General features: G+C 71.6%; 13 protein-coding genes. 5 read left to right on the top strand and 8 right to left on the bottom strand.

Annotation, left to right across the window (positions count from 1 at the left end):
* Nucleotides 1-159 precede the first annotated feature (159 nt).
* Complete coding sequence (locus tag ACQPYK_RS46465) at nt 160-738, top strand: hemerythrin domain-containing protein (RefSeq protein WP_433247118.1); 579 nt, start codon at nt 160-162, stop codon at nt 736-738.
* Between the two features lie 24 nt (nt 739-762).
* On the opposite strand, the gene ACQPYK_RS46460 is transcribed toward ACQPYK_RS46465, so the two are convergent.
* The gene (locus ACQPYK_RS46460) at nt 763-1992 is read right to left on the bottom strand and encodes a PP2C family protein-serine/threonine phosphatase (protein WP_433247115.1); all 1230 of its coding nucleotides are present in this window, start codon (nt 1990-1992) and stop codon (nt 763-765) included.
* 269 nt (nt 1993-2261) lie between these two features.
* Here ACQPYK_RS46460 and ACQPYK_RS46455 point away from each other — a divergent pair, with 269 nt between their 5' ends.
* Together ACQPYK_RS46455 and ACQPYK_RS46450 are read left to right on the top strand one after the other, a co-directional pair.
* The gene (locus ACQPYK_RS46455; RefSeq protein ID WP_433247112.1) at nt 2262-2714 is read left to right on the top strand and encodes a DUF4383 domain-containing protein; all 453 of its coding nucleotides are present in this window, start codon (nt 2262-2264) and stop codon (nt 2712-2714) included.
* Nucleotides 2715-2795: 81 nt separating this feature from the next.
* Nucleotides 2796-3017: a DUF2795 domain-containing protein gene (locus ACQPYK_RS46450; protein ID WP_433247109.1), complete on the top strand. Its 222-nt coding sequence runs from the start codon at nt 2796-2798 to the stop codon at nt 3015-3017.
* 68 nt (nt 3018-3085) lie between these two features.
* On the opposite strand, the gene ACQPYK_RS46445 is transcribed toward ACQPYK_RS46450, so the two are convergent.
* Nucleotides 3086-6607, bottom strand: coding sequence for a BTAD domain-containing putative transcriptional regulator (locus ACQPYK_RS46445; protein WP_433247106.1), 3522 nt, complete (start codon nt 6605-6607; stop codon nt 3086-3088).
* Nucleotides 6608-6904: 297 nt separating this feature from the next.
* Between ACQPYK_RS46445 and ACQPYK_RS46440 the strand changes: the two genes are divergently transcribed.
* A complete protein-coding gene (locus tag ACQPYK_RS46440) occupies nt 6905-7666 on the top strand; it encodes an SDR family oxidoreductase (protein WP_433247103.1) in 762 nt (253 codons plus the stop codon).
* A gap of 69 nt (nt 7667-7735) precedes the next feature.
* On the opposite strand, the gene ACQPYK_RS46435 is transcribed toward ACQPYK_RS46440, so the two are convergent.
* The 5 genes from ACQPYK_RS46435 to ACQPYK_RS46415 all read right to left on the bottom strand — a co-directional run bounded on the left by ACQPYK_RS46435 (nt 7736) and on the right by ACQPYK_RS46415 (nt 18038).
* A complete protein-coding gene (locus tag ACQPYK_RS46435; RefSeq protein WP_433247100.1) occupies nt 7736-9043 on the bottom strand; it encodes a proton-conducting transporter transmembrane domain-containing protein in 1308 nt (435 codons plus the stop codon).
* Nucleotides 9040-10551 (bottom strand): proton-conducting transporter transmembrane domain-containing protein, encoded by a 1512-nt coding sequence (locus tag ACQPYK_RS46430; protein WP_433247097.1) that lies wholly within the window; start codon nt 10549-10551, stop codon nt 9040-9042. Before ACQPYK_RS46430 ends, ACQPYK_RS46435 begins: the two co-directional genes overlap by 4 nt.
* Nucleotides 10548-13724 (bottom strand): YbcC family protein, encoded by a 3177-nt coding sequence (locus tag ACQPYK_RS46425; RefSeq protein ID WP_433247094.1) that lies wholly within the window; start codon nt 13722-13724, stop codon nt 10548-10550. The genes ACQPYK_RS46430 and ACQPYK_RS46425 overlap by 4 nt, the downstream gene beginning before the upstream one ends.
* 1337 nt (nt 13725-15061) lie before the next feature.
* On the bottom strand, nt 15062-16372 hold the full coding sequence (locus ACQPYK_RS46420; protein ID WP_433247091.1) for an endonuclease Q family protein: 1311 nt from the start codon (nt 16370-16372) through the stop codon (nt 15062-15064).
* A 202-nt stretch (nt 16373-16574) separates the two neighbouring features.
* Nucleotides 16575-18038 carry an MFS transporter gene (locus ACQPYK_RS46415; protein WP_433247088.1) on the bottom strand — a complete coding sequence of 488 codons (1464 nt, stop codon included), beginning with the start codon at nt 18036-18038 and terminating at the stop codon, nt 16575-16577.
* A gap of 190 nt (nt 18039-18228) precedes the next feature.
* Here ACQPYK_RS46415 and ACQPYK_RS46410 point away from each other — a divergent pair, with 190 nt between their 5' ends.
* A complete protein-coding gene (locus ACQPYK_RS46410; protein WP_433247085.1) occupies nt 18229-21717 on the top strand; it encodes a BTAD domain-containing putative transcriptional regulator in 3489 nt (1162 codons plus the stop codon).
* Nucleotides 21718-21749: 32 nt separating this feature from the next.
* Here the strand turns inward: ACQPYK_RS46410 and ACQPYK_RS46405 are convergent, their stop codons facing one another.
* On the bottom strand, nt 21750-24839 hold the full coding sequence (locus ACQPYK_RS46405) for an AfsR/SARP family transcriptional regulator (RefSeq protein ID WP_433247082.1): 3090 nt from the start codon (nt 24837-24839) through the stop codon (nt 21750-21752).
* Nucleotides 24840-25310: the final 471 nt, after the last annotated feature.

The raw sequence follows: 25310 nt of genomic DNA, 5'->3' as shown, positions 1-25310 counted from the left end.
ACCGGCGTGTCGGAGAACCCGCTGAACAGGTTCGTATGAGTCGTCAAACATCCCGCGTCAGGGCGTGGTGCTGCTCGCGCTCGACGTGGCCGGTGCCCCGGTTTCCGCCATCAGGCGGGGGTAGGCAGGCCGTACAGCCGTATGTGAGGGGAGAGCGCCATGGGTGACCGTCAGACCGTTCCCGAACTGATGGGCGACAACGACGTCATCGACCTGCTAATGCGCCAGCACGCCATGATCAGAGACCTGTTCGACGAGGCGGAGCGGGCTTCGGCGGGCGACAGGTCTGAGGCGTTCCAGCGCCTGGTGCGACTGCTGGCCGTGCACGAGACGGCCGAGGAGGAGATCGTCCACCCCTACGCCCGCCACAAGATCAACGATGGTGACGCCGTGGTGGAAGACCGGCTGGCCGAAGAGAACGAGGCCAAGCAACTGCTCCTGCAGATGGACAAGGCGGGCGCCGAGGACCCGCAGTTTCTCACCAACCTGGCGATGCTGCGGGCGGTGGTGCTCGCTCACGCCCGCAGCGAGGAGCGCTACGAGTTCGCCCAGCTGCGCGCCCAGACCAGTAAGGCCGAGCGGCGAGCGATGGCGGCCGGAGTAAAGGTGGCCGAAGCGCTGGCCCCGACCCATCCGCATCCGGGGATGGAATCGGCGATCAAGAACCTTCTGGTGGGAACGCCGGTCGCGATGATGGACCGGGCGCGCGACGTCATCCGCCAGACCATCGGCAGGTGACGCGTCGCGCCAGACGTAGCCTTCTTAGAGATGCAGTCTGCGCTGGGCGGTGCCGTGCCATTCGGCCAGCAGGACGGTGCCGTCGTCCTGCAGCCGTCCCTGGTGGTAGTCCAGCACGCTGTGGATCAGGCGGCGCAGGGTCTCGGGGACCGGCAGGCCGTCGGCGTTGCGGCGGATGACGAAGTCGGTGAAACGCTCCAGGCCGAACTCCTGGCCGGCGGCGTTGCGAGCCTCGGTGATGCCGTCGGTGTAGAGCAGCAGCCGGTCGCCGGGCTCCAACTGCTCCTGACACAGCGTGGCGGGGATGCCGAGGTCGAGACCGAGGGGATGGGCGGGCGGGCATTGCAGCGTCGAGGTCCAGCGGCCGTCCCGGATCAGCACCGGAGGGTGGTGGCCACGGTTGACCCAGCTCAGCACGCCGGTGCGAATGTTCAGTTCGGCCAGGATCGCGGTGGCGAACCGGGTGGCCCGGCCGAACTGCTGGAGCAGGACGGTTTCGATCGCCTCCCCGGCGGCGACCAGATCGGCCCCCTGACGGCGGTTGTTACGGCAGGCGGCCACGGCCAGGTTCGCGGTCAGCCCGGCGGAGGTGTCGTGCCCCATGGCGTCGAACATCGCCAGGTGCGCGGTGTCGCCGGCGACGGCGTAGTCGAAGGCGTCGCCGCCGATCGCGTAGGCCGGCTCCAGGACCGCGCTGATCACCACCTCACGGTTGGCGAAGGTCAGCGGCGGCATCAGGTTCCACTGCATCTCCGCCGACACGTTCATCGGCCGGGTCCGCACCAGGCGGGCGTAGGAATCGCTGTGGGAGCGCTTGCTCACCACCACCAGCGCCACCAGCGACGCCAGAGCCCGCATGCCGTCCTGGACCGCCTGGCCGTCCTCCTGAGAACTGATTCGCAGTACTCCAAGGCGTTCGGTGCCGTCCAGCAGCGGCACCCACCACCAGTCCACCCCACCGTCGACGCCGGCTCTGGGCAGGACTCGCGACTCCTGGAAGGATCTCCCGGCCAGGGTTCCGTCGACCCGCAGTTCGGCGATCTCCTCGGGCGCCTCCTCGCCGCCGGTCTTGCCCTGGCCGGTCAGCAGCCGCAGCACGTTCTGCTGCAGGTCGACCAGGTAGATCAGCACCTCGTCCAGACCGGCCTGCGCGGCGTGTTCGGCGATGAGGGACGGCACCTGCTCCAGCGCGGCCAGATGGCTGCCTTCGAGCAGCCCCGTCAGCATCCGCGTGATGCCGTGCCGGGTGCTCATCGTGCCGTTCCTGTCCACATGCGACCAGCCTTATCCGTTGACGGGTCTTTCATACAGGACATGATTGTTCACCCCATTGCGGAGCCAAAGCGGGAAGGCCAAGCAATTGGAACTTCTCCTTTACCGAGTCGTGAACCTTTGCTGCCGCGGCCGGCCGTTCCCAGGATGAGCTCACCTTCTATTGAACATTCACCACATGAATTTGCATAAATCGCCTTATGGCGGGTAAGAGCGGCCGATCTCAGCGTTCACTCGATGTGGAGGCCCCAATGAGCGCACCGCACATCCGGGCGACCCGCTCGCCCGTGCAACTGGCCGCACTCGTCGTCGGCGTCGTGTTCCTTCTGGTCGGCGTGCTGGGATTCATCCCCGGCATCACGACGAACTACGGCAGCCTGCAGTTCGCCGGACACCACTCCGACGCGCTGCTGCTGGGAGTGTTCCAGGTCTCGATCCTGCACAACATCGTCCACCTGCTGTTCGGCGTCGCCGGCGTCCTGCTGTCCCGGACCCGCCCCGGAGCCCGTAACTTCCTGGTCGGCGGCGGTGTCATCTACCTGCTGCTGTGGGTGTACGGCCTGCTGGTCGGCCACGACAGCCCGGCCAACTTCGTCCCGCTCAACAACGCCGACAACTGGCTGCACCTGATCCTCGGCATCGGCATGATCGCACTCGGACTCCTGCTGGCCCGCGACCGCACCCCGGTCACCCGGCAGCCGTGACCGGCCCCGGCGCGAGCGGCCGGCCCCGGCGCCCTCAGCGGGCTCCGGGAACCGGACGAGTGGGTTCGGCGAGGCGGGTGGATGAGGCTCGGGGGAGGAAACACCACGACTGATACGCCGAACCCGAGCCGGCTGCAGAAACACCTGTCGGGTGTCGACTATCCGGCAGAACATGACGATCTCGTCAACGCCGCTCGCGGACAGGGCGCCGACGAAGAGATAATCAAAGCGCTGCAGGGGATTCCGGACAAGGAGCACGACGGGCCCAACGCCGTCAGTGAGGCCGTTTCCGGAAAGAGCTGAAGGCCTTTCTCCGAAAATGGTCGAGAGGACACGGCGCGATTCACCGCGAGAGATCGGGACTTCGCCGTCTACGAGGCCTCGGCGACCGAACGCGCCTCCTCGGGCTTCAACCCGCCGCCGAACCCGAACTCGGCGGCGAAGGACTCCCCGCCCAGCGCCTTCCGCGCCGCCGCGGCGATCCGGTCGACGTCGCCCCGCTCGACGGGCGGGAGCGGCGCTCCCGCTCCTTGCCTGGCCGCGGCCGCCGCCCCGAGAAGCCGGGCGGCATGGCGATGGCGACCGGCGAGGGCCTGCGCGCCGGCCAGCCCCTCCAACGCCAGGGCCATGGCGCGCGGGTCGCCGATGTCCCGTGCGGCGGCGAAGCCGTCCAGATGGAGGGCACGCGCCGCCACCGCGTCGCCGCGCTGCTCGGCGACGAAGCCGAGTTCGGCCAGCACCAGCGCGTTGTCCGATTCGGAGGTCTCCCGGCGATACCACTCCAGCACGGTGCACAGGTGCGTCTCGGCGTCGTCGAGCCTGCCCTCCCGGCGGGCGCCGAGCCCGAGTCCGATCTCGGCGTATATCTCGCCGAACTTGAAGCCCTGCTCGGCGGCCAGCCGCAGAGCCCGCTCGTGGAGCTCCCGCGCCCGCGTGCGATCACCGGTCAGCAGGGTGATCCTGCCGAGCCCGGACAGCAGGAAGGAGACCTCCGGCCACAGCCCCAGCTCTTCGGCCATCCGTAGCCCGTCGCGACACAGCCGGGCGGCCCGCTCGTGGTCACCGGAGATCTCGGCCAGCGACGCGAGCGGATGGACGGTCTGCAGCTGTCCCCAGCGGTCTCCGAGCTCACGGAACAGCGCCGCGCTCCGCTCACCGTCACGTCCGAGCGCCACCAGGTCGCCCCGCAGCATCGCCTGCCGCGCCTTGAGGCTCAACGCCGCGGCCACGCCCCAGCGGTCCTCCAGGTCACCGAAGCCGGCGAGCGCGTCGTTCGCCAGGTCCTCGCTGGCAGTCAGATCACCGGTGTTGAACAGGGCGAAGCCGAGCGACCACCGTGCTCCGGCCCGCACCCCGGGGTCGCCGGCGTCGTCGCACAGTGCCAGGGCGGTACGGCTGCGCGCCGCGCGATCGGTGTCTTCGCCCGCCAGGAGTGAGAAACCGACCTCCCAGGCCACGGCCCTGGCACGGGCGGCGGCGGGTGCCTCGCCCCCGACGGCCAGCGCCGCGCCCAGTGATCTACGGCCCTCGCCGAACCGGCCGCGCAGGAGCCAGTGGTGGGCCATCGCGTTGACCAGACGCAGCGCCGGACGCGGGTCGCCGTGCCGTACGGAACTGTCGAGCGCGACGCGCAGGTTGGCGGCCTCAGCGTCCAGGAGTTCGAGCCATCGCCGCTGGTCGTGGCCGTAGAGATGCGGCTCGGCGCGTTCGGCAAGCGTGGTGTAGTGGTGGACGTGCCGCCGCTTCACACCTTCGAAGTCGTCCATCTCGTGGAGGCGCTCGACGCAGTAGGCCGCGATCGACTCCAGCAACCGGTAGCGGGGGCCGCGGGCGCCGTCGGCCACGACGACCAGGGAACGATCCACCAGGCGGGCCAGCAGGTCGGCGACCTCCGCCGCCCGCACGCCGTCGCCGGCGCAGACCTCCTCGGCGGCCTGGAGGGTGCAGCCGTCGGCGTGTACGGCCAGGCGGCGCAGCACGATGCGCTCGGGCGCGGTCAGCAGCTCCCAGCTCCAGTCGATCATCGCCCGCAGCGTCCGTTGCCGGGCAGGGGCGCCCCGGTGCCCGGTGGCCAGCAGCCGGAACCGGTCGTCCAGCCGATCGGCCAGCTCGTGCACCCCGAGCGCCCGCACCCGGGTGGCGGCCAGTTCCAGCGCCAGCGGGATCCCGTCCAGCCGGCGGCAGATCACCGCGACGGCTCGGGCGTTGCCCGCGTCGAGGGTGAAGCCCGGCATCGCGGCGGCCGCTCGCGCCACGAACAGCCGGGCGGCGCCGGAGCGCCGTACGGACGCGGGATCGGCGTCGGCCGCAGGGTCGGGCGGTTCCAGCGGCGCGACCGGCCAGAGCAGCTCACCGGCGAGCCCGAGCGGCTCCCGGCTGGTCGCCAGGACGCGCAGATCCGGCGCGGCCCGCAACAGCAGCCGCGCCAGCTCGGAGACCGGCTCGATGACGTGTTCGCAGTTGTCCAGGACCAGCAGCAGCCGCCTGGCGCGCAGCGCCTCGGCGAGCCGGTCGACGAGCGGGGCGGGCCTTCCCGCGAGGAACGGGCCCGGCCCGGTGTCGTCGCGGATGTCCAGTGCGACCGCCACCGCCTCGGCCACCCTGGTCACCTCCGCCACCTCCGCCGCCTCCGCAGCCTTGGTCACCTTGGTCACCTCGGCCGGCTCGGCCGGCTCGGCCACCCAGGTCATCTCGGTCACCTCGGCCGGCTCGGCCGGCTCGGCCACCCAGGTCATCTCGGTCACCTCGGCCGGCTCGGATGATCCGGAGGGCCGGGACGGTCCAGGTAGCCCGGTGGGCTCGGGCGGTCCGGGCGGTCCGGGCGGTCCGGGCGGCTCGGGCGGCTCGGCCGGCCGGACCGGCGGGTGCGTCGTGTCCGGGGCGCCGGACCGGCTCAGGCCGGCGAGCTCGACGATCCGCACGCCGTCGGGGAAGACGCCGCCGGTCCGCGACAGCAGCTGTGCCACCTCGATCGCCAGCCGCGTCTTGCCCACCCCGCCCGGACCGGTGAGCGTTACCAGGCGGCCGCTCTCCAGCAGCGACCGCACCTCGGCCACCGCGTCGTCCCTGCCGACCAGACCGGTGAGCGGGACGGGCAGGTTCGTGCGCGGCCGTACGGCGGGGGCGGCGAGACCGGGGACCGGGTCCAGCGCCGGATCCTGCCGCAGGATCGCCCGGTGCAGGGCGACGAGCTCGGGGCCGGGGTCCAGGCCGAGCTCGCCGGCCAGCCGGTCGCGTAGCTCGCCGTAGCTCTCCAGCGCCTCGCTCTGCCGCCCGGCGCGGTAGAGCGCGCGCAGCTGCGCGGCACGCAGCCGCTCCCGGAGCGGGTGCCGGGCCACCAGATCACCGAGTTCGCCGACCAGCAGGCTGTGCTCGCCCAGCGCGAGCCGTGCTTCGGCCTGGTCCTCCAGCGCCGTGAGCCGCTGCTCCTCCAGCTGTCGGATCGCCGGCCGGGTGAACTCCTCGTCGCCGAAGTCGGCGAACGCCGGGCCCCGCCACAGCGCCAGCGCATCCGACAGCAGCGCCGCCCTGGCCCGGGGCTCGTCCGTCTCGCGTGCCCGGCCCGCCAGGTCCCGGAAGCGTTGCGCGTCCACCGCACCGGCGTCGATCCGCAGCAGGTATCCCGGGGGCTGGTGCACCACCAGCCCCCGGCCGCCCGGCTGCGACCCCTCCAGCGCCCGGCGCAGATGGGAGACCTTGGTCTGCAGCGTGTTGGCGGGTTTGCGGGGCGGCCGACGGCCCCACAGGTCGTCGACCAGCCGATCCGCCGACACCGGCCGTCCTTCGTGCGCCAGCAGGTCGGCCAGCAGGGCACGGACCTTCACCTCGGGAATCTTGACGGGTCTCCCGTCATCGGTCCAGACCGTGAGAGGACCGAGCACCCCGAAACGCATGGCGTCACGATAACGCAGCGAATCCACGGAGGGACGCCGTGACCACCCCTGCCGGAATCCACGGAGGGACGCCGTGACCACCCCTGCCGGCGGCCGGTCGCATGCGGTCCGCCAGCGAACCGGCAGCGAACCGGCAGCCGATCGTCGGCGTCCGTCGGCACAGTGAATCCCGACGGGCCGGAGGACCGAGCCGGACGCGTCGCCGGCAGCCGGACGGACCCGATCGGGGTCTTCGGGGAAGGCGCCGCGCCCGGCCCGTGGACCGGTGACCCGCGCTGGACTTCCAAGGAGACGAACATGGGCAAGTACGCAGGAAAGAAGGCCGTCATCATCGGCGGGACGATCGGCATGGGTCTCGCGATCGCCAAAAGGCTCGTCGAAGGGGGAGCCGAGGTCCTGCTCACCGGGCGTAACGAGAAGAACCTCGACGCGGCGCGGCACGAGCTCGGGTCCCGGGCCCACGTGGTGCGATCCGACACGGCGGAGTCGGCCGACATCGCGGAGCTCGGCCGGACCGTGGCGGAGAGGCTCGGCCGGATCGACCACCTGTTCGTCAACGCCGGAATCGCGGAGCTCGGGCCCTTCGAGGTGGTCACCGAGGACGCCTACGACCGGCAGTTCGACGTCAACACCAAGGGCGCGTTCTTCACGGTGCAGCGCCTGGCCCCCCTCATCGAGGAAGGCGGCTCGATCGTCTTCACCACCTCGGTCGCCGACTCCGGAGGCACTCCCGGCATGGGCGTCTACTCCGCGTCGAAGGCCGCTGTCTGGTCGTTCGCCCAGACGTTCGCCGCCGAACTCCTGCCCAGGGGGATCCGGGTGAACGCGGTGAGCCCCGGCTTCATCGACACCCCGACCGCGGGCGCCGCCGGCCTCACGGCGCAGGAGCGGGAGAACTTCCACCGGCTGGGAGACACGGTCACCCCCATGAGGCGCCACGGCTCGTCCGACGAGGTCGCCCGGGCGGCCCTGTTCCTCGCCGTCGACGCGACCTTCACCACCGCCGTCAAACTGCCCGTCGACGGCGGCCTCGGACAGCGGATCACCACGCCGCGGTAGGACTCCGTCCGCGGGCCGACCGCGGGCCGACCGCGGGCCGCGCCCGGTCCGCGGTCGGCCCGCGACCGATCACGGGATCATCGGAAAGACGCCGCCGATCAGCAACGTGGCGACGACGACCGTCAGGGCGTACGTTTCGAGCGGAGCGAGGTCGCGCTCGCCGCAGTGCGCGCGGCTGCCCGCGAACAGGGCGAGGAAGCATCGCATCACGGTCATCCCGTTGACGCCGACGGCTCCGATCAACAGGGGCCAGGCCTGCGGGAAGCCGGTCAGCGAGCCGTGCAGCAGCAGATGGTCGCCGGTGAACCCGATGGACAGTGGAAAGCCCGCGGTGGCGAGCCCGCACAGCAGGAACGCGACGGCCAGCCGCGGAGTCCTGGCGAAGCTCCCGCCGGGCGCCGCCAGCGACAGCGCGCCTCGCCGCGCCTCCAGCGCGGCGAGGGCCATGGCGAACCCCGACAGGGCGAGAGCCGACACCTGCCAGGTCAGCACGGCCCCGGACACCGCAACCGGTGAGCCGCCGCCGAGCCCGAACGCGATCAGCCCGGACTGGCTCATCATCAGGAAGGCCAGCGCTCGCCTGGCGCTCTTCTGCACCACCGCGAACACCGCGGCCACGATGGCGGTCAGGCCGCCGATCAGGGCGACCTCCCACGCGAGCGCGGCCGGCACCCCGGTGGACAGCAGTTCGAGCCGGGTGAGCACGCCCATCGGAGCGGTGCCGAACGCGACCACCACCCCCATCGGGGTCCGCTCCACGAACCTGGGATACCAGCCGTGCGCGGGGATGGCCGCGAACCGGATCATCACCCCGACCGTGACGAGGACCGTTCCCGTCGCCGGGGAACCGCCCGCCATCAGGGCGGTGCCTCCGCCGAAGAGCAGGACACTGGGCACGTGATACACGGCGAACAGGCGATCGAGCCCGTCGCCCGCGCCGCGCCGCCGTAACTCGGCCCACACCAGCCACGCCGAGAGCGCCCACAGCACGGCGGCCGGCCCCCCGTGCGGGACGCCGGCCAGACCGGACGAGATCGCCAGCAACTGCAGCACCCGGGCCAGCGTCGCCGGAGGATGGGAGGCGAGCGGGCTCATCGCGACCACCAGCAGGCCGGCCACGCAGGTCACGATGACGGCCAGGCGCGCCGTGCCGTCCGGCACGGCCATCACACCCGGACCGGGGGACCGCCCCCCGGCGAACGGGACGAACCGGTCCACCAGGGGAAGCGAGATCGACAGCGCCACGGCCGCCGTGACGCAGCACACCGCGACACGCCGCGCGGCCCGCCGATCGGCGATCCGGGCGACGACGGCGGACGAGCACAGCAACACGGCCGCCACCGACAACGGGATCGACAACGGGATCGACACTGTCACGATCGCCGCCCTCCCCGGCCCGCGGTCGGCGACTCGCCCCGGCCGACGGTCACCGATGCCCGCCATCTCGCGAGCCCCGCACGGGTCATCGATGCCCGCCGCCTCGCGAGCCCCGCACGGCTCAACGGTCCCCGTCGTCTCGCGAGTCCCGCACGGGTCACCGGGGATCGCCCGCTCAGCCGCTGCGCCCAGCGGTCGTCCAGCGAGTCCGCTCGCCGGACCAGGCGCACGAACCCGCCGACCACGTGATCGGCCAGCCAGGCGTCGAAGTAACCCCGCTCCAACGCGTACCGGTACAGCCACGCCTGCACGGTCCGGGGAAAGACCCGCTCCAGATGTCGTCCGGTGGACGGCAACGGCCGGCTCATCGCCCGCTCCAGATGGTGGTGGTCGTGGATCAGGCTCGGCGACCGCAGGATCTGGGCGCTGCGCAACGCGGCGTGGGCGATCAGGTGTGCCAGGGCGAGCTGCCGCAGGCCGGCTCCGACCTCGACTATGATCATTCCGGCCTGGGTCATCGAGGCGTAGGCCAGCGCGCTCTTGATATCGGTCTGGGCACGTCCGACCAGGGTGGCGTGGGCGGCGGTCAGCGCGCCGACGGCGACGATCGCGATCCGCGCCGCCGGTCCTCCCGCCCAGACGGACTCGGTGCGCAGCAGCAGATACGGGCCCAGGCTGACGGAGATCGCGCCGTAGAAGATGGCGCTCGACGGCGTCGGCCCCTCCATGGCGCGGGGCAGCCATCCGCCGAGGGGCACCTGCGCGGCCTTTCCCATCGCCGCCCACAGCAGCGCGATCCCGATCAGGATGGCGTCGCGTGTGGTGGCGGGTGCCTGAAAGCCCGCCCATCCACCGCCACCCGGACCGCCGGTGACGATGGACGCCCCGGTGACGATGGACGCCCCGGTGGCGTGGTGCAGCCACACGACGGCGGCGGGCAGACCCACATCGCAGGCCCGGTAGGTCAGGAAGGCGCGCAGCCCGTGCTCCACGGGCTTCTTCCGCTCGTGGAAGAACGCGATCAGCAACGCCGAGCTCAACCCGGCGAGCTCCCAGCCCGCGAAGACGAGTTCGAGGGCGCCCGCCAGGGCGACGAGCTCGACGCCGGCGCCGAACAGGGCGAGCAGCAGGTAGAAGCGGAGATACCCCGGCTCCCTGTGCAGGTATCGCCGGGAGAAGACGCCGATGAGGCATCCCAGGAGCGCGGTGAGGGCGGCGAAGGGCAGCGACAACCCGTCGGCCACGAGCAGCAGGCGGAACTCGAAGTCTCCCGCGCCGAACCAGGTGCCCAGCGACACCGTCAGGACCGGCTCACCGTTGTAGGCCATGATGCCGCCGAGTGCGAGCACGGACGTCGTGGCGAGTCCGAAAGCCGCCGCGACGACCGTCGAGACGCTCCGCTCGGCCCATCTCCAGCCCGACCACGCGGGGATCGCGAGAATCAGGAACGCGCCGGAGGGAAGCCCGACGGCCGCGATCAGCAGGCACCGGTGCAGCGCGTCGCTCACGACGTCTCCCCGGCGGGCGCCGCCTCGAACACGGCCGTCGCGTGCGCGAACCCCAGGTGGCCGCGCCTGCCGGCGTAGAACTCCGACGAGCGGTTCACGACCGGGAACTCGGCGGTCTCCGGAGTGTGCGGCCGGAACGCGCCTTGGTGGAAGACGTGCATCGCGCCGGAGTCCGGGCTCCACGCCACGAGCTGGATCCAGCCGTTCGCCACGAGCCGGTTCAGGCCGGAATGGGCGCCCAGGATCGCGGTCAGGCGCTCCGGCTCCGCCTCGACGACCAACAGCAGCCGGACCGGCTCGTGGATCTCGACCATCTGCCAGGGGAGCCCGGTCCGCAGGTCGGAGGCGTGCCCGTCCATCACGCCGAGCAGCCCCACGATGTTGTGGGGGAGCTTCGTCCCGCATCCGTAGCCGGCCGGGTCCACGTGGCTGAAGTAGTACTCCAGGTTGATGCCGGCGCAGACCGGCCCGGCGGCGAGCAGCAGGCTCGTCAGGAGGTCACCGCAGGGGTCACCGTCCGGGTCGTAGGAGACGAGGAAGGCCCGCCGGTCGAGGAAGAGGCCGCGGGTCCGCGAGCGCCGTCCCACGACGCACGCCGCGTTCGTGGCGTGCCCGTACTCGGGCCGGGGCTGCCCGAGGTCCACGGTGCGGGTCTCCACGTGGGCGAGCGCGCCGCCGAGCGGAAGGTCCGGGGGCGCCGACTCGAACCGGCGACACCGTTCGTGTGCCGCCATGGCGCACGCGGCGGCCATGGCCTCCCTCGCCCGGTCCATCGCCGGACGGCATCGCCGCGGCATCAAGTCCTCGTCGTAGTAGACCATCGAGTCGTCGCAGGTGTTGTGGTAGGCGCCCACGAACCACGTGCTCTCCGGGACGTCCACCCCCCGGGTGCGAAGACCCGCGCGCACTCCCGCGTGGTTGGCCATGGCGGCGAACGCCCGCGCGTTCGGGCCGCCGCGCCCTCCGCCGGTGGCGCCGCAGTCGTGCGCGGACTCGTGTGGATTGTTGAGGCTTGACGAACCGTGCCCGACGATCAGCACCAGCGGGCACAGGTTCCGGGCGAGTCCCGTCGTCCGCAGGACGGCAGAGACCAGCTCCACCATCTCCGGCACCGAGTAGCCCCGCAGCAGGCCGTCGCCGTACTCCTCGGCAGAGGCTTGCTCGGCGACCCGCTCGGCGGTCCGCTCGATGGTCAGGCGGGTAACGGGCTCGGCGACCCGCTCGAAGGCCAGGCGGGTGACGGGCTCGGTGCCGGTACGGTGGCCGAGACGCTCGGACCAGCGGTGGAACAGGCGAGGCAGGAAGCAGCGGCCGACCAGCGGGAAGACGTGCGCGAACCCGACGCCGAGGGTGATCACGCTCCCGCGCGCCAGGGTCCTGCTGCCCACCGCCACCAGCCGGTTCCACGAGCCCCGCCGGCGGCGCGCGGCCATGCGCCGGCCGGGCCGCGCCGCGCCCACCGGCTCCTCCAGGACCAGATGACGGGGCGTGACGGTGACCGGGCACAGCGGGCGCGCGCGCACCTCGCCGAGCCCGCGATAGGTCATGGCGACCCCGAAGAAACCGGCGTAGCCGAAGGTCTCCGCCTGGGGAAAGTGCTCCTCCAGATGCCGGCGCAGGGATTCCTCCCGCTCGTCGATGCAGAACACGGCCTGCAGCCGGGGACACGGCGTCGGCCGGTCCATGGCTCGCCGGTCCGTGGCTCGCCGGTCCGTGACTTGCCTGTCCGTGACTTGCCGGTCCGTGGCTCGCCGGTCCGTGGCTCGCCTGTCCGTGACTTGCCGGCGCGCGACTCGCTGGTGCGCGGTGAGCGCGTCGAGCGTCCCGACCCGGTGGCGCCGCTCGTAGGCGAGGTGCAGCAGGCGGCGCCGTTCGACGGTGTCGCACGCCCCGACCGCCGCCAACCAGGCCGCCGCGTGCCCGGCGTCCGCGAACACGGCCGTGTCGACCGGCATCACCTGAGCGAGGACGAACGCCTCGTAGACCAGTTCGAGGTCGAGCCGGGCCGGGGCGGACGCCTTGTCGTCGGAGCCAGGGAGACGGTCGAGGTCCGCGATCGTGGCGTGGTCACCGAGGTGTTCGGCCACCGCGTACCGCGCGGCGTGCGTGTCGAGGACGAGCTGCACGGCCAGGTAGTCGATCAGCCGTGCGGCGGGCGCCTCGACCGGCGCACGGTCGGGCCGGCACTCCAGCTGGTGGACCATGCCCGCCCATCCGCGCAGCGACAGCAAGGTCGCCTGGATCGCGGCCGCCCAATCGCGTTCGGGTACGGCCAGCTCGGTGAGGGCCCACACGATGGTCCGCTCCGCCGTCCAGGACTCCGCCTCCTGCCGTCTCAACTCGGCGGCCAAACCGCGGAGGAACCGGTCGGGCGGGCCACCGCGCCGGCCGTAGAGCCGGCGGAAGGCGTCGAGGAAACCCCTCGCGCGTTCCGGCATCGGCCAGTAGGCGACCCCCTGGTCCAGGAACGCGGCCGAAAGCCGGATCAGCAGCGGATGGACGAGCTCGTCGGGATCCGCACCGGTGACGGCGAGGATCTGGTCGCGTCGGCGCGGCGACGGCCGGTCGGCCCGCCGGGCGTGCGGCGCCACCCTTTCGAGCCGGTTCCAGAGCCGCTCCAGCAGCTGCTCCTGTAGTGCCCGAGTGTCCGGTCCGGGCGCGGCGGGCCCGGACCAGTCGCGTCCGGCCTGTCGCAGCAGCTCGGCGCGTCGCCGGGTGTCGAGGAGAGGGGTGAACCGGACGCGTTGGTCTGTTTCGAGGAGCAGCCAGCTCAGCGCGGAGCCTCGCGGGATCTCGAACAGGTGCCGCAGCCGGATGGTGGTGAACCAGTGACGCGTGGGGCCGTCCGGCACGATCGGGACGTCGTCGTCCGCGCCCGTCGCCGCGACGACCGCGTCGAGATCTCCCGGTTGGATCCGTCCGGAGTCGAGGAAACCCCGGAAGGCGTCCTCACTCTGGAACGGCTCGGTGCCGAACAGCCGCGCCGCGTGGACGACGGCCTCGTCGAAGGGCAGGTGCTCGAACGCGTGCAGGGTGTTGTGGTGGACGAACGTCTGCAGGGGCGCCTGCTCGGGCAGCAGCCTCGCCGCCCGCGCCACCAGATCCGCCACGTCCACCGGGTCCGTCCGCCGGTCTCGTCTCGACGGACGCGCGGTCACGTCCAGGTGACTCATGTCCGTCTCCTGCGCCGGGCGGCCTGCGGGTGGGGTGAGCCGGGTGGTCTGCGGCCGGGGTGAGACGGGGATGAGGAAGACCGGGAGGCCGGACTTCAGGTCGGCCTTCGGGAACGCGCGCCGGCGCGTGCTCGGTGAGCGGGCCGGTGCGCCGGTCGATGAGGGGATCGACGGGTCGTCAGGTATTCGGGGGTGTTGCCGTTCGAACATCGCTACGGTCCTCACAAGGGCAGGGGCGGTCCACTCCGGCCGTGTCCGGCCGGATTCGGTGCGGGCGGGGAACGCCTGGAAGCAGGCGTCCGGCGCGCGCCGGTGGCGCGCGGGCCGCGCCTGTCCTCGGACTCGTCTCGGACATCCCTGCGTGATGGACCATGACGACGGCTCCCCACGCCGAGGGGCCGAACTCGCCCGCTCGGACGTTGGAGACGTCGTCTTCGACCTTTGAGGAGTCGTCCGCGTGCAGCTCCCCGCCGGGGACCGCGGTGAGCTGCCGGCCGGCCGCCGGGGCCCCACCACCGTTCCTGTCGCCGACCGGGTCGCCGACCGGGTCGCCGGCCGGGTCGCTGGTCGGGCTGGGTGCTCGGGACGTTGCCCGGGACGGCTCGGAGGCGGACGCGTCGGTGCGAGCCGCCGGGCCGGGCGGGAGCGCGTGAGGAGCGGCCGCCTTGGCCGGCGGTGCCATCGCCATCAGGACCGCCAGCGCCACTCCCAGCACGCGACGCGACAGGGCGCGCCCTCGCGGGAAGAGTGCTCCGGCGATTCGGGAATACCGGTTTTCAGGGGGTAACGGCGTCACTCTGACTCCAGGCCATGAATCCTGGTGAGTAAGGGGTGAGATGAAGCCTCGTGATTTATCCGGAAAGCAATAAGGGTGACCAGGCTTCACGAAGCGTGATCAGCCGGTCTCCGAATGCGCTTCGACGTTCCTGGTGATGGCCCTCTGGCTGCGACGATTCATTTGAATCTAATTTGTTGCAGTCAATGTCAATGTAACTGTCCGTGAACGCCGCAAGCCGCGATCGAAGAAGCGTTATCAATGTGTTATTTAACGCAGGGGATCGACTATCGCCTTCCATCATGAATGCAAGAATTAACCGTCTTGTTTCTCTTATCCCCATAATGGGGATACATGACGTGAGAAGTCCGATGGATGACGCGCCGGCCACCCGTACGGCTCAGCCCGGGAAGCCGACCGCCGAACCGATCAGAGCCGGTCTCGGCGTCGATCAGGTGATGACCTCTCCGTCCCGCTTTCCCACTCGCCTCTGGCAGGGCCGCCACCCGCCCGCCCGCCTCGGGCAGGGACACCCGCCCGGCCGCGTGCCAGGCCCACCGGCCTAGAAAAGCGTCGGGGTGGTGACCGTGTCCGCCCGGGGCGGCCCGTCCGGCCCGAAGAGCCGGATCGTTCCGTACTCGCCGTCATACCCGGAATCCCGGATCACCTCGCCACGGCGCAGCCGATCGACGGCCTCGGCCAGCGGCGGGGAGCCGGCCGCGATGTCGCTGATCGGCAGATCCTCCAGGATCGCCAGCTCCGACCCCAGAACGGCGGTGAGCCTGTCGACCTCCGCCAGCGCCTTCTTGCTCTTCGGCCCCACACCGAGAATCTCGCCCACGATCTCCGGGAGCGGGACGAGGCTGCGGAAACCCGCGGCGCCGTCCGGCCGTACGGCCTCCTTCCGGTCGGCCAGCTCCTCGACCCGGCTCAGCACACCGACCGTGAGCGGCCTGCCGCACACCGGGCAGATCCCGCCGTGCTCACGCGTCTCCTCCGGGGTCATCCGTACGTCGCACTTGCGGTGGCCGTCCAGGTGGTACCGGCCCTCCTCCGGGAAGAACTCGACCGTCCCCTCGTGCCCGGCGCCCGTCCGCAGCGCGCGCAGCACCGCGAAGTAGTCGAGCTCGACGTCGAACACCGTGGTCTCGCGGCCGATCCTGGGCGGCGAGTGCGCGTCGGAGTAGCTGACCATCCGATAGCCGTCCAGGGCGGAGACCCGCCAGTTCATCGCGGGATCGCTGGACAGGCCGGTCTCCAGCGCGAAGATGTGGCCGGTCAGGTCGCCGTAGCACTCCTCGATCGTGTCGAACCCGGACTTGGAGCCGAACACGCCGAACCAGGGGGTCCAGACGTGCGCCGGCACCAGGTAGGCGCCGTCTCCGCAGGACAGGGTGAGCTCCAGCAGATCGCGCGAGTCCATGCCCAGGACGGGCCGGCCGTCCGAGCTCAGGTCGCCGGCTCCCGCCAGCCCGCGGTTGAACGCCTCCGCCGCGTCGAATCCGGGAAGGTACACCAGGTGGTGGATCTTGCGGGTGCGCCCGTCGCGCCGGTAGACCGTGGAGACCTCCACCGACAGCATGAACCGCACCGGGTCGGAGGCCACGTTGGGCGGCAGCATGCGGGAGATGTCCGCATCCAGTTCGTTCCGCAGCCGAAACAGCCCGGGCTCCGCCGGTACGAGGCCCTCACGGAGCCGGTCGAACCAGGCCGGGTGGGTGAAGTCACCGGTTCCCATCACGGTGACGCCCTTGCGCCGGGCCCACAGGGTCAGATGCTCCAGGTCGCTGTCCTTGCTGCAGGCCCTGGAGAACGCGGAGTGGATGTGCAGATCGGCGTGGAACCGCGTTCGTGTGGTCGTGTCATGGGCCATGAAGACACCTATTTCCTCGGCCGCCGCGGTCACACGCGTCCGGCCGTAAAGTGTCCGGCCGTGAATCGTCCGGCCGTGAAGCATCTGGCCGTGAAGCGGCTGATCGTGAAGCGTCCGGCCGTGAAGCGTCCTGCCGTGACACGCCTGATCGCGCCGGTCGCGGAGGATCTCCTCCGCGACCGGCGCCCGGTGGGCGAGAACGTCAGGCCAGGGCGGCGCGCTCACCGGTGGTCGTGACCGGCTCGGCGTCCGCGACGGCCGGCGTCCTGTCGGAGACGCGTTCGAAGTTCAGCGCCACGAGGATCGTGACGGCGATGCCGGCCGCGGCGATGAACACGGCGGTGCGCAGGCCGTCGGTAGTCGCGGCGCGCAGGGCCTGGCCGGTGAGGCCGTGCGTGCCGGAGTTGGCGACGGCGACGAGGACGGCCAGGCCCACGGCGCCGCCCACCTGCTGGGTGGTGGAGGCGACGCCCGAGGCGATGCCCTGCTCCCGAGGATCGACCCCGATCGCCGCCGCACCGAACATGAGGGTGTATCCGGCGCCCTGACCCAGGCCCAGCACGACGAGCCCGGGGATCAGGATGGCGTAGGAACCGTTCGGTGACATGGTCAAGCCGAGGATCGACGCACCCGCGACGCCCACGACCAGGCTGGCGATCATGATCGCCCGGATGCCGAAGCGTGTCGCCAGCCGTCCGGCCAGCTGGGCGCCGGCGGAGATGGCGACCATCGGGACCAGGTAGGCGAGGCCGGTCTCCAGCGCGGTGTAACCGTGCACACCCTGGAAGTAGACGGTGAGGAAGTACAGCAGCGTGCCGAACGTCCCCATGTAGAGGAAGGTGACGGCCACGCCCGTGCTCAGGTTGCGGTTCCCGAACAGCCGCAGCGGCATCAGCGGGTCGCGGCTGCGCCTCTCGATCACGAAGAAGGCCAGGAGCAGGGCCGCGCCGACGGCCGCGCCGATGACGACGGCGGGCGAGCCCCATCCGGAGTCGGGGCCCTGGACGAGGGCGAAGACGAGCAGGGTGATGCCGGCGGTGGAGGTCAGCGCGCCGGCCAGGTCGAACGTGCGGCCCCTCTCATGCGCGGGGTCCGGGACGATCAGCGGGAAGGCGAGCAGGATCGCGAGGCCGGCCAGCGGGACGTTGACGTAGAACACCGCCTGCCAGCCGAACGCCTCGGTGAGGACGCCGCCGAGCAGCGAGCCGAGGATCATGCCGCTGCCGCCCGCGGTGCCCCAGACGGCGAACGCGCGGTTGCGCTCGCGGCCCTCGGCGAAGCTGGTGCCGACCAGCGTCAGGGTGGCGGGGAAGAGGAACGCGCCACCCATGCCCTGCACCGCACGAGCCGCGATCAGCAGTCCGGGGTCGGTGGCGAGCCCGCCCACCAGTGAGGACAGGGCGTACAGGGCGAGCCCGAGGACGAACATCCGACGGGGTCCGAACAGGTCGCACGCCCGCCCGCCGAGCAGCAGGAACCCACCGAACGCCACCGCGTATCCGCTGATCACCCACTGCAGGGTCTGCGCCGAGAACCCGAGTCCGTCGCCGATCTCCGGAAGCGCGACGTACACGATGTTGTAGTCGATCGAGATGATGATCTGGGCGAATGCCAGCAGGGCCAGGGTCAGGCCCGGACGGCGGCGCCGCGGTGGTGCAGAAGACATGGTCGTCCTTTTCGGTGGCGGGATCAGATCCTGGAAAGCCGGTGGCGGGAGGCTGGAGGGCCGCTGGCGGGGATGCCCGCCTCTCTTTCGCTGTTCCCACTGTGGAACACCCGGTTTGGGACCGAGCTGGGGTCGAGTTGAGGTACGCCATAAGCTGGCGTGAAACATCTGGAGCGACGAAAGAGGGTGTATGTCGGCGGGCCTGAGCTTTCGGCTGTTCGGCTCGTTGGAGGTCGCCGACGCCGCCGGTCGCCTGCTCGATCCGGGCACCCGCAAGCAGCGTGCGGTGCTGACGATGCTGGCCCTGGAGCCGGGGCGGGTCGTCTCCCTGGACCGGTTGATCGACGAGTTGTGGGCCGGGGAGCCGCCCTCCGGTGCGACGAGAACGCTTCAGGCCTATATCTCCCACCTGCGCAGGGTGTTGGAGCCCGAGCGCCGGCCGCGCACCCCGCCGCAGATCCTGCTCACCCGCGAGCCCGGCTATCTGCTCGCCGTTGCTCCCGGCCAGATCGATCTGGCCCGGTTCACCGCGGGCGTCGAGGAGGGCCGCCGGGCGCTGGCGCGGGGCGAGCACGATCGGACGCGCCGGGCGTTGGAGCGGGCGCTGGAGCTGTGGCGGGGCGAACCGCTGGGGGAGTTCGCCGACCAGGAGTTCGCCCAACCCGTCGTGGCCCGCCTGCGCGAGCTGCGGGACGCGGCCGTGGAGGACCGGCTGCAGGCGCGGCTGGCGCTGGGGGAGGCGGGCGCGTGCGTGCCCGACCTCGAGTCGCTGACCGAGGCCCACCCCTACCGGGAACGTGCGTGGGGACTGTTGGTGCTCGCACTGTATCGGGCCGGCCGGCAGGCCGAAGCGCTCGCCGCGCTGCGCCGCATCCGTGCCCGGCTGGCCGATGACCTGGGCATCGAGCCGGGACCCGAGCTCAGGCGGCTGGAGCAGGCGGTGTTCGAGCAGGCGCCGGAGCTGGAGGTCCCGGCCGCACCCCCGTACGGCGGAGGAGGGGCCGCCGAGCCCGGGACCGTGGCATCCGATGGGCTTCGGCAGCTCGCGCCCGCGCCCGTGTCCGGGCCCGCGGCGCCCGGATCCGCCGAGGTCGAGCCGGGCGGGGCCGGCCCTGCCGGGATCGGCCCTGCGGGGCTCGGAGCGGCCGGGGCCGCTTCCCCGGCATCCGCCGGGATCGGACCGGCCGGAGCCGGAGGCGCGGCGCAGGTGGCCGGTCAGCGGCTGATCGCACGGGAGGCGCAGCTGCGCCTGGTGGGCGAGCGGCTGGCCGAGGCGCGGCGCGGACGCGGTGGCGTGCTGCTGGTCACGGGAGAGGCGGGGATCGGCAAGAGCCGGCTGGCCCAGGCCGCCGCCGACGAGGCCCTGTCCCGAGGTTTCCAGGTCGCCTGGGGGCGCTGCCTGGACGGCATGGCCACGGCCTTCTGGCCATGGCGCCAGGTGCTGCGCGAGCGCGGCGGCAGCGCCGCGGACCTGCTGACGGAGGTACGGCCCGCGCCGGTCCAGGACCCGGACGCCGCGTTGCTGGAGCTGTACGAGCGGGTGGTGGCGGCGCTCACCGGCGGCGGGCCGCTGCTGGTGGTGGTGGAGGATCTGCACTGGGCCGACGCCTCGTCGCTGCGGCTGCTGGCTTTCGCCGCGGGCGAGCTGGCCCGTCATCCGGTGGTGGTGATGGCCACCTTGCGTCCGGAGCCGGGCGCGCATCCGCGGCAACTTCGTGACACCCTCGGCGCGCTGGCCGGGCAGCCGACGACAGAACGGGTGCGACTGGACCCGTTCGGCCCCGCAGAGGTGGCCTCTTACCTACGGCTGCGGCATGTTCCCGAGGAGCCAGGTCTGGTCGGCGCGCTGCTGGAGCGCACCGGCGGCAATCCCTTCTACCTGGGCGAGGTGCTGCGCCTGCGTGACAGCGAGGGCGGCCGGCCGGTCCATGACGGTCGGGGCGGGCTGCCGGCCGAGGTGCCGGCGGGGGCGCGTGACGTCATCGAGCGTCGCGCCGCCCGGCTCCCGGAGGAGACCCTGCAGTTGTTGCGGGTCGCGGCGGTCATCGGGCGGGATGTGGAGATCGACCTGCTGGAGACCGTCATCGGGGTCGCGGCCGAGCAGGTGATGTCGTTGCTGGAGCCGGCGGTGGCGACGGGGCTGCTGACCGAGACGCCCGGGGGGTTCGACTACCGCTTCTCCCATGCCCTGGTGCGGGACGCGTTGCTCGGCGGGCTGGGCCGTCTGGAGCGGGCGCGGCTGCATCTGCGGGCCGGGCAGGCGCTGGAGGGGATGCCGGGGGCCGAGCCGGTACGGCTGGCCCGGCATTTCGCCGCGGCCGCGAAGGTGGGCGGCGCGGCCGACGCGGTGCGTCATGCCTGCCAGGCGGCGCGGCTGGCCGGCGCGCAGCTGGCCTATGCCGAGGCGGTGGAGCTGTGGGAGCTGGCGCTGGGCTGCTTGCCACCGGGGGAGAAGGCCGACCGGTGCGCGGTGCTGACCGAGCTCGGGCAGGCCCGCCGTACCGTGGGAGACGCCGCGGGAGCCCACAGGGACATGGACGAGGCGATCGAGCTGGCCGTGCGGGCCGGGGACCGGCAGGCGCTGATCGCCGCGGTCACGGTGTTCGGCGGCCTGGCCGTATGGCACTGGCGTTCCTACGGCGTGGTGGACCACGAGATGGTCGCCGTTCTGGAGGACCTGCTGGCCGGCCCGCTGGACGACGCCCAGCGGGCGGTACTGCTGGGCACGCTCGGGTTGGAGCTGTATTACGGGCCGCGCCGCGCCGAGGGGGAACGACACGCGATCGAGGCGGTGGAGATCGCCCGTCGGTTGGGCGACCACGAGCTGCTCACCCGTGCCCTGAACAACTACCTGCTCGTGTCCTGGGTCGCCGGTCGCAACGCCGAGCGGCTACGGGCCGCCGAGGAGATGCTGGCCATCCCGGAGCTGCCCCGGGCCGCCGAGCTGGTGGCACGGGTGTTCCGGATGGCGTGCCTGTTGCGTTCGGGTGATCTGGCGGAGTGGGACCGCGATCTGGCCCGGTGCCAGCGGCTGCTGGACGAGGTGCGCCGCCCGGAGCTGGAGCCGATGGTGCGCATCGCCGAAACCTCGCGCCGCACGCTCGAGGGCCGATGGGCGGAGGTGGAGTCGCTCATCACGCGCTTCGGCGAGATGAAGTTCGGCTCGACCGTCTGGGGTCCCGAGTTCCGCCACCTGGTGATGGCGTTCACCTGCAAACGCGGACAGGGCCGGGTGCCGGAGATCCTCGACGAGCTGGTCGCCGCGGCGGAGGATCGGTCCCTGGTCCCGCTTCGGCCGGTCGCCGTTCTGGCCGCGCTGGAGGGGGGACGCCCCGACCTCGCCCGTGAGCTGGTCGCGCGGTGGGGCACCGAGATCAGGGAAGACTGGGTCGCCGACTTCCTCACCCCCGTCTGGGGGCTGGTCGCCGCCCGGCTCGGCGTTCCCGACCCCGAGGAGCTGTACGGCAGGCTCCTGCCGTACGCGGACCAGCTCATCGTCTGCGGGACGGGCACCGCCGGCTGGGGCTCCACCCACATGGTGCTCGCCGAGCTGGCCGCGCGGCTGGGCCGTACCTCTCAGGCACGCGAGCACGCCCGCGCGGCCGTCGAGACCCACCGACGGCTCGGCTTCACGTATTTGGCGGAGCAGAGCCTCGAACTGCTGTCGCAGCTGGAGTGACGTGGAGCGACGCGGCGGGCGAGTCTCGGGGCCTACGGGTTGCAGTCCAGTTTCCGGGTGCTGCTCGGTTTCTCGGCGTGAGGTCGTGCGGCGTGATGCCCGAAGTCGTCGCTCTCCTGGTGCCGGACCGTGTCGGACCTCGTGGGACGGGTTCGTGGCGTGCGAACGGCCGGTGAGCAGGCATGGGTTTCCTGATCGTTGACCGTCGTCGAGGCCCGGAACATCCACACCCCCGGGGCGGAACGATTGAGTTTGACCCGGACCTTCTCGGTGTCGGGATGGCCGAGTTCTTTGAGAATGTCCAGAGCTTGCTTCCAGGTACGGCGAGCGGCGTCGAAGGCGCCCGAGGCGTAAAGGGTGTCACCGAGGTGGGTGAGCGTCCCGGCCTGGTTCAGGCGATCGCCGCTCTCCTCGATCAGGCTGAGGGCCTGCTCGTAACAGGCGGCGGCCTGCCGGTAGTCACCCAGGCGGTGATGGGCGTAGCCGAGGCTGTCCCACGTGACGGCCTGCCCGTGCTGGTCTTCGGACTCCTGGTGCAGGACGAGAGCCTGCTGGCAGCGGATGAGCGCTTTGTGGTGGTCGCCCAGCAGGGCGTGGAGCCAGCCGACCGCGTTGAGAGCCCTGGCCCTTCCCGGCCGGTGGTCGGCGAGCCGGTAGAGCGCAAGGGCCCGCTGGGCATGGTCGAGCGCGTCTTCGTAACGTCCCTGCCGTTCGAACACCCCGGACAGGTTGCCATGGGTATGGGCCTTCCCGGTGTGGTCGCCGAGCTCGTCGTAAAGATCGAGGGCGTGCCGGAAGTGGGTGTGGGCGTCGTCATGGTGGTCCAGCCGGGTGTGCGCCCAGCCGAGATTGCGGTGGGCATGGGCCTGTCCCGACCGGCTGCCTTCCCGGCGCGCGGCCGCCAGAGCGGTTTCCTGGGTGGCTATCTGGTCGTGCCAGCGTCCCTGTCGGTCGAGGAAGTCGGTGAGTGTCCAGGCCAGTTGCCAGGCGTAGGTGTCGAATCCGGTGCCGGCGGCTCGGTCGACGGCCGCGAGCAGGGCGCTGTGCTCGGTGGCGAACCAGGCCAGCGCCTGCTGGTGATCGGTGAGGGACACGCAGGTGACCCCGGGCTGAGGCGCGGCCGGGGTTATCGGGTCCCGGTGCGGGCCGAGCAGCCGGGTGGCCGCGTGAGCCGTGTGCAGGTAGTGGTCGAACATGCGGCGGAGCGCGGTGCGGTGTTCGGCTTCGCGGTTGTGGACGTGGACGAGTTCGGCGGCGTAGGCGCGCAGCAGGTCGTGGAAGGTGTACCGGCCGGGGACATGCTCGATGATCAACTGGGCGCGGATCAGCTCGGTCAGCAGCGGGCGCGCCTGGGTCACCGGGACGCCGGCCAGGCTCGCCACGGCGGAGATGGTGAGGTCGGGGCCGGGATGCAGGCCCAGCAGCCGGAACAGCCACGCCGCGGCGGACCCGAGCGTGTGATACGACCAGGAGAACACCCCCCGCACCTGCGTCGCCGAGTCGTCGCTGTCGAACGCGTCCAGCCCGCCGCGGGCTTCGTGCAGTTCGTCGGCGAGAACGGCGAGCGGGAAGCGGGGGTGGGTGGCGGCGCGAGCGGCCGCGACCGCCAGAGCCAGGGGGAGCCGAGCGCACCCAGCGATGATCTTTTCCACCGCCTCCGGTTCGGTCTCGACGCGCTGCCGGCCGAGACGGCGGGCCAGCAGTTCACGCGCCTCGCTGACCGGCAGCAGATCCAGGGACAGCGGGTGGGCGCCCTCGGCGGCGACGAGCCCGGACAGCCGGTTGCGGCTGGTCACCACCACCAGGCAGCCGGGCGCACCGGGCAGCAGCGGGCGAACCTGCTCGGCGTCGCGGGCGTTGTCCAGCACGACGAGCATCCGGCGGCCGGAGAGCAGGCTGCGATACAGGCCGACCTGATCGTTCACTGCCACGGGGACGCGTTCGGCGGGTACGCCGAGCGCATTCAAGAAGCCACGTATCGCCTCGGAAGGTCGCATCTTCGACCCGCTCGGGTCGAATCCGCGCAGGTTCACATACAACTGTCCGTCGGGGAAACGGTCGCGGATCCGGTGAGCCCAGTGCACCGCCAGCGCGGTCTTGCCCACCCCGGCGGTGCCCGAAAGCGCGGAGATGATCACGGCGGTGGGCTGCTCGCCGGCCGAGGCCAGGATGGCGTCGAGACGGGCCAGCTCGCGGTTGCGGCCGGTGAATCCGTACACGTCAAGCGGCAGGAGCGCCGCGACACGCGCGGCCACTGGAGCGGGCGCCGGAACGGGTCCGGGTAGGGCTTGATCAGGGTTGTCATGCTCTGACGTGCGGCTCTGGGGCACGGCGCCCACCGGTGAGTGCGACGGCGCCGACCGGAGAGGCGCCGGCTCGTCGGCGTCGGCGTTGAGGATCTTCGAGTGAATCTGGCGCAGGTACGGGCCCGGTTCGATCCCCAACTCCTCGACCAGCAGTTTGCGGACGTCCTGGTATTCCTGCAGGGCCTGGGCCCGCTGCCCGCACGCGTCCAGGGCGACCATCAGCTGCCCGCGGAATCGTTCCCGGAAGGGGTGACCGGCCGCCAGAGATCGCAGCTCACCCAGGATGTCCGCGTGTCGTCCCAGTGATAGGTCGGCGTCGACACGCGTCTCCATGGTCTGGATCCAGATGTCCTCCCACGCCCTGACATGACGCGAACGCAGCATCGCGGAGTCGACGTCGGCCAGCAACGGTCCCCGCCACCGGGCGAGGGCGTCCTTCAGCAGGGCCGCGGCACCGGCCACGTCCCCCCTGCCGGCGGCCCGGCCGGCCTGGGCGCGCAGCGCCTGCACCTGATGCACGTCGACGTACTCCGGCTCGATGTCCAGGACATAGCCGGGCGCGTGGGTCACCAGCGGCACCCGCCCCGCCCTCGACAACGCCTTGCGCAGCCGCATGACGTGGCTGTGCAGGGTCTCACGTGCGGTCACGGGGGGTTTCTCGTCCCACAGACAGTCCACCAGGTCATCGACCGACACCACCTGCCGGACCTGCAGAGCCAGTGCGGCGAGCACGACGCGCTGTTTCGCGGAGGTCACCGTGATCGGCGTGCCCTGTTGGTCACGAGCCTCCAGCGGGCCCAACAGACGGATGTCCACCCTGCCGCTCCTTCTACACGCGCACATGCCCGCGATCGGAGGCTTCCAGCAGGTTGCCATCGATTTGCCAGGCGCTGTCGGCAGGCTACAGGTCTCCTCAAGATTCACGCGCGGAGCAGGCGGTGGTATCTGCCAAACAGTGATATGGCAGGCCATTTCGTGAGTTTCCGCCAGTAGAAGGAAGCCGAATAGTGATCAAAAAGGGTGCGGCCTCCATGCTCATGGCCGCGTCTGTACCCGTCGCCGGGATCGGTCCCGTCCTGGCGAGCACCTCCCCCGAACCATCCGCCAGACCTGCCCGTGGCAATGAGACCGGAGTCTTGTGATGAGTGCCATGCATCGAGGCGGAGCGGTCGTCCTGGCCGTGGCGTCACTCATGTCGATGGGAAGCACGCCGGCACTCGCGGACCCGACACCCGCGCCGAGTCCCACCGTCGTACGGAGTCCCGGTACCGAACAGAGTCCGGGTAC

Origin of the sequence: Streptosporangium sp. CA-135522 (assembly GCF_050949235.1) — a bacterium.
Taxonomy (GTDB): Bacteria; Actinomycetota; Actinomycetes; order Streptosporangiales; family Streptosporangiaceae; genus Streptosporangium.
Note: the sequence above shows the minus strand (reverse complement) of the source record. Positions and strands in the feature narration are given on the sequence as shown.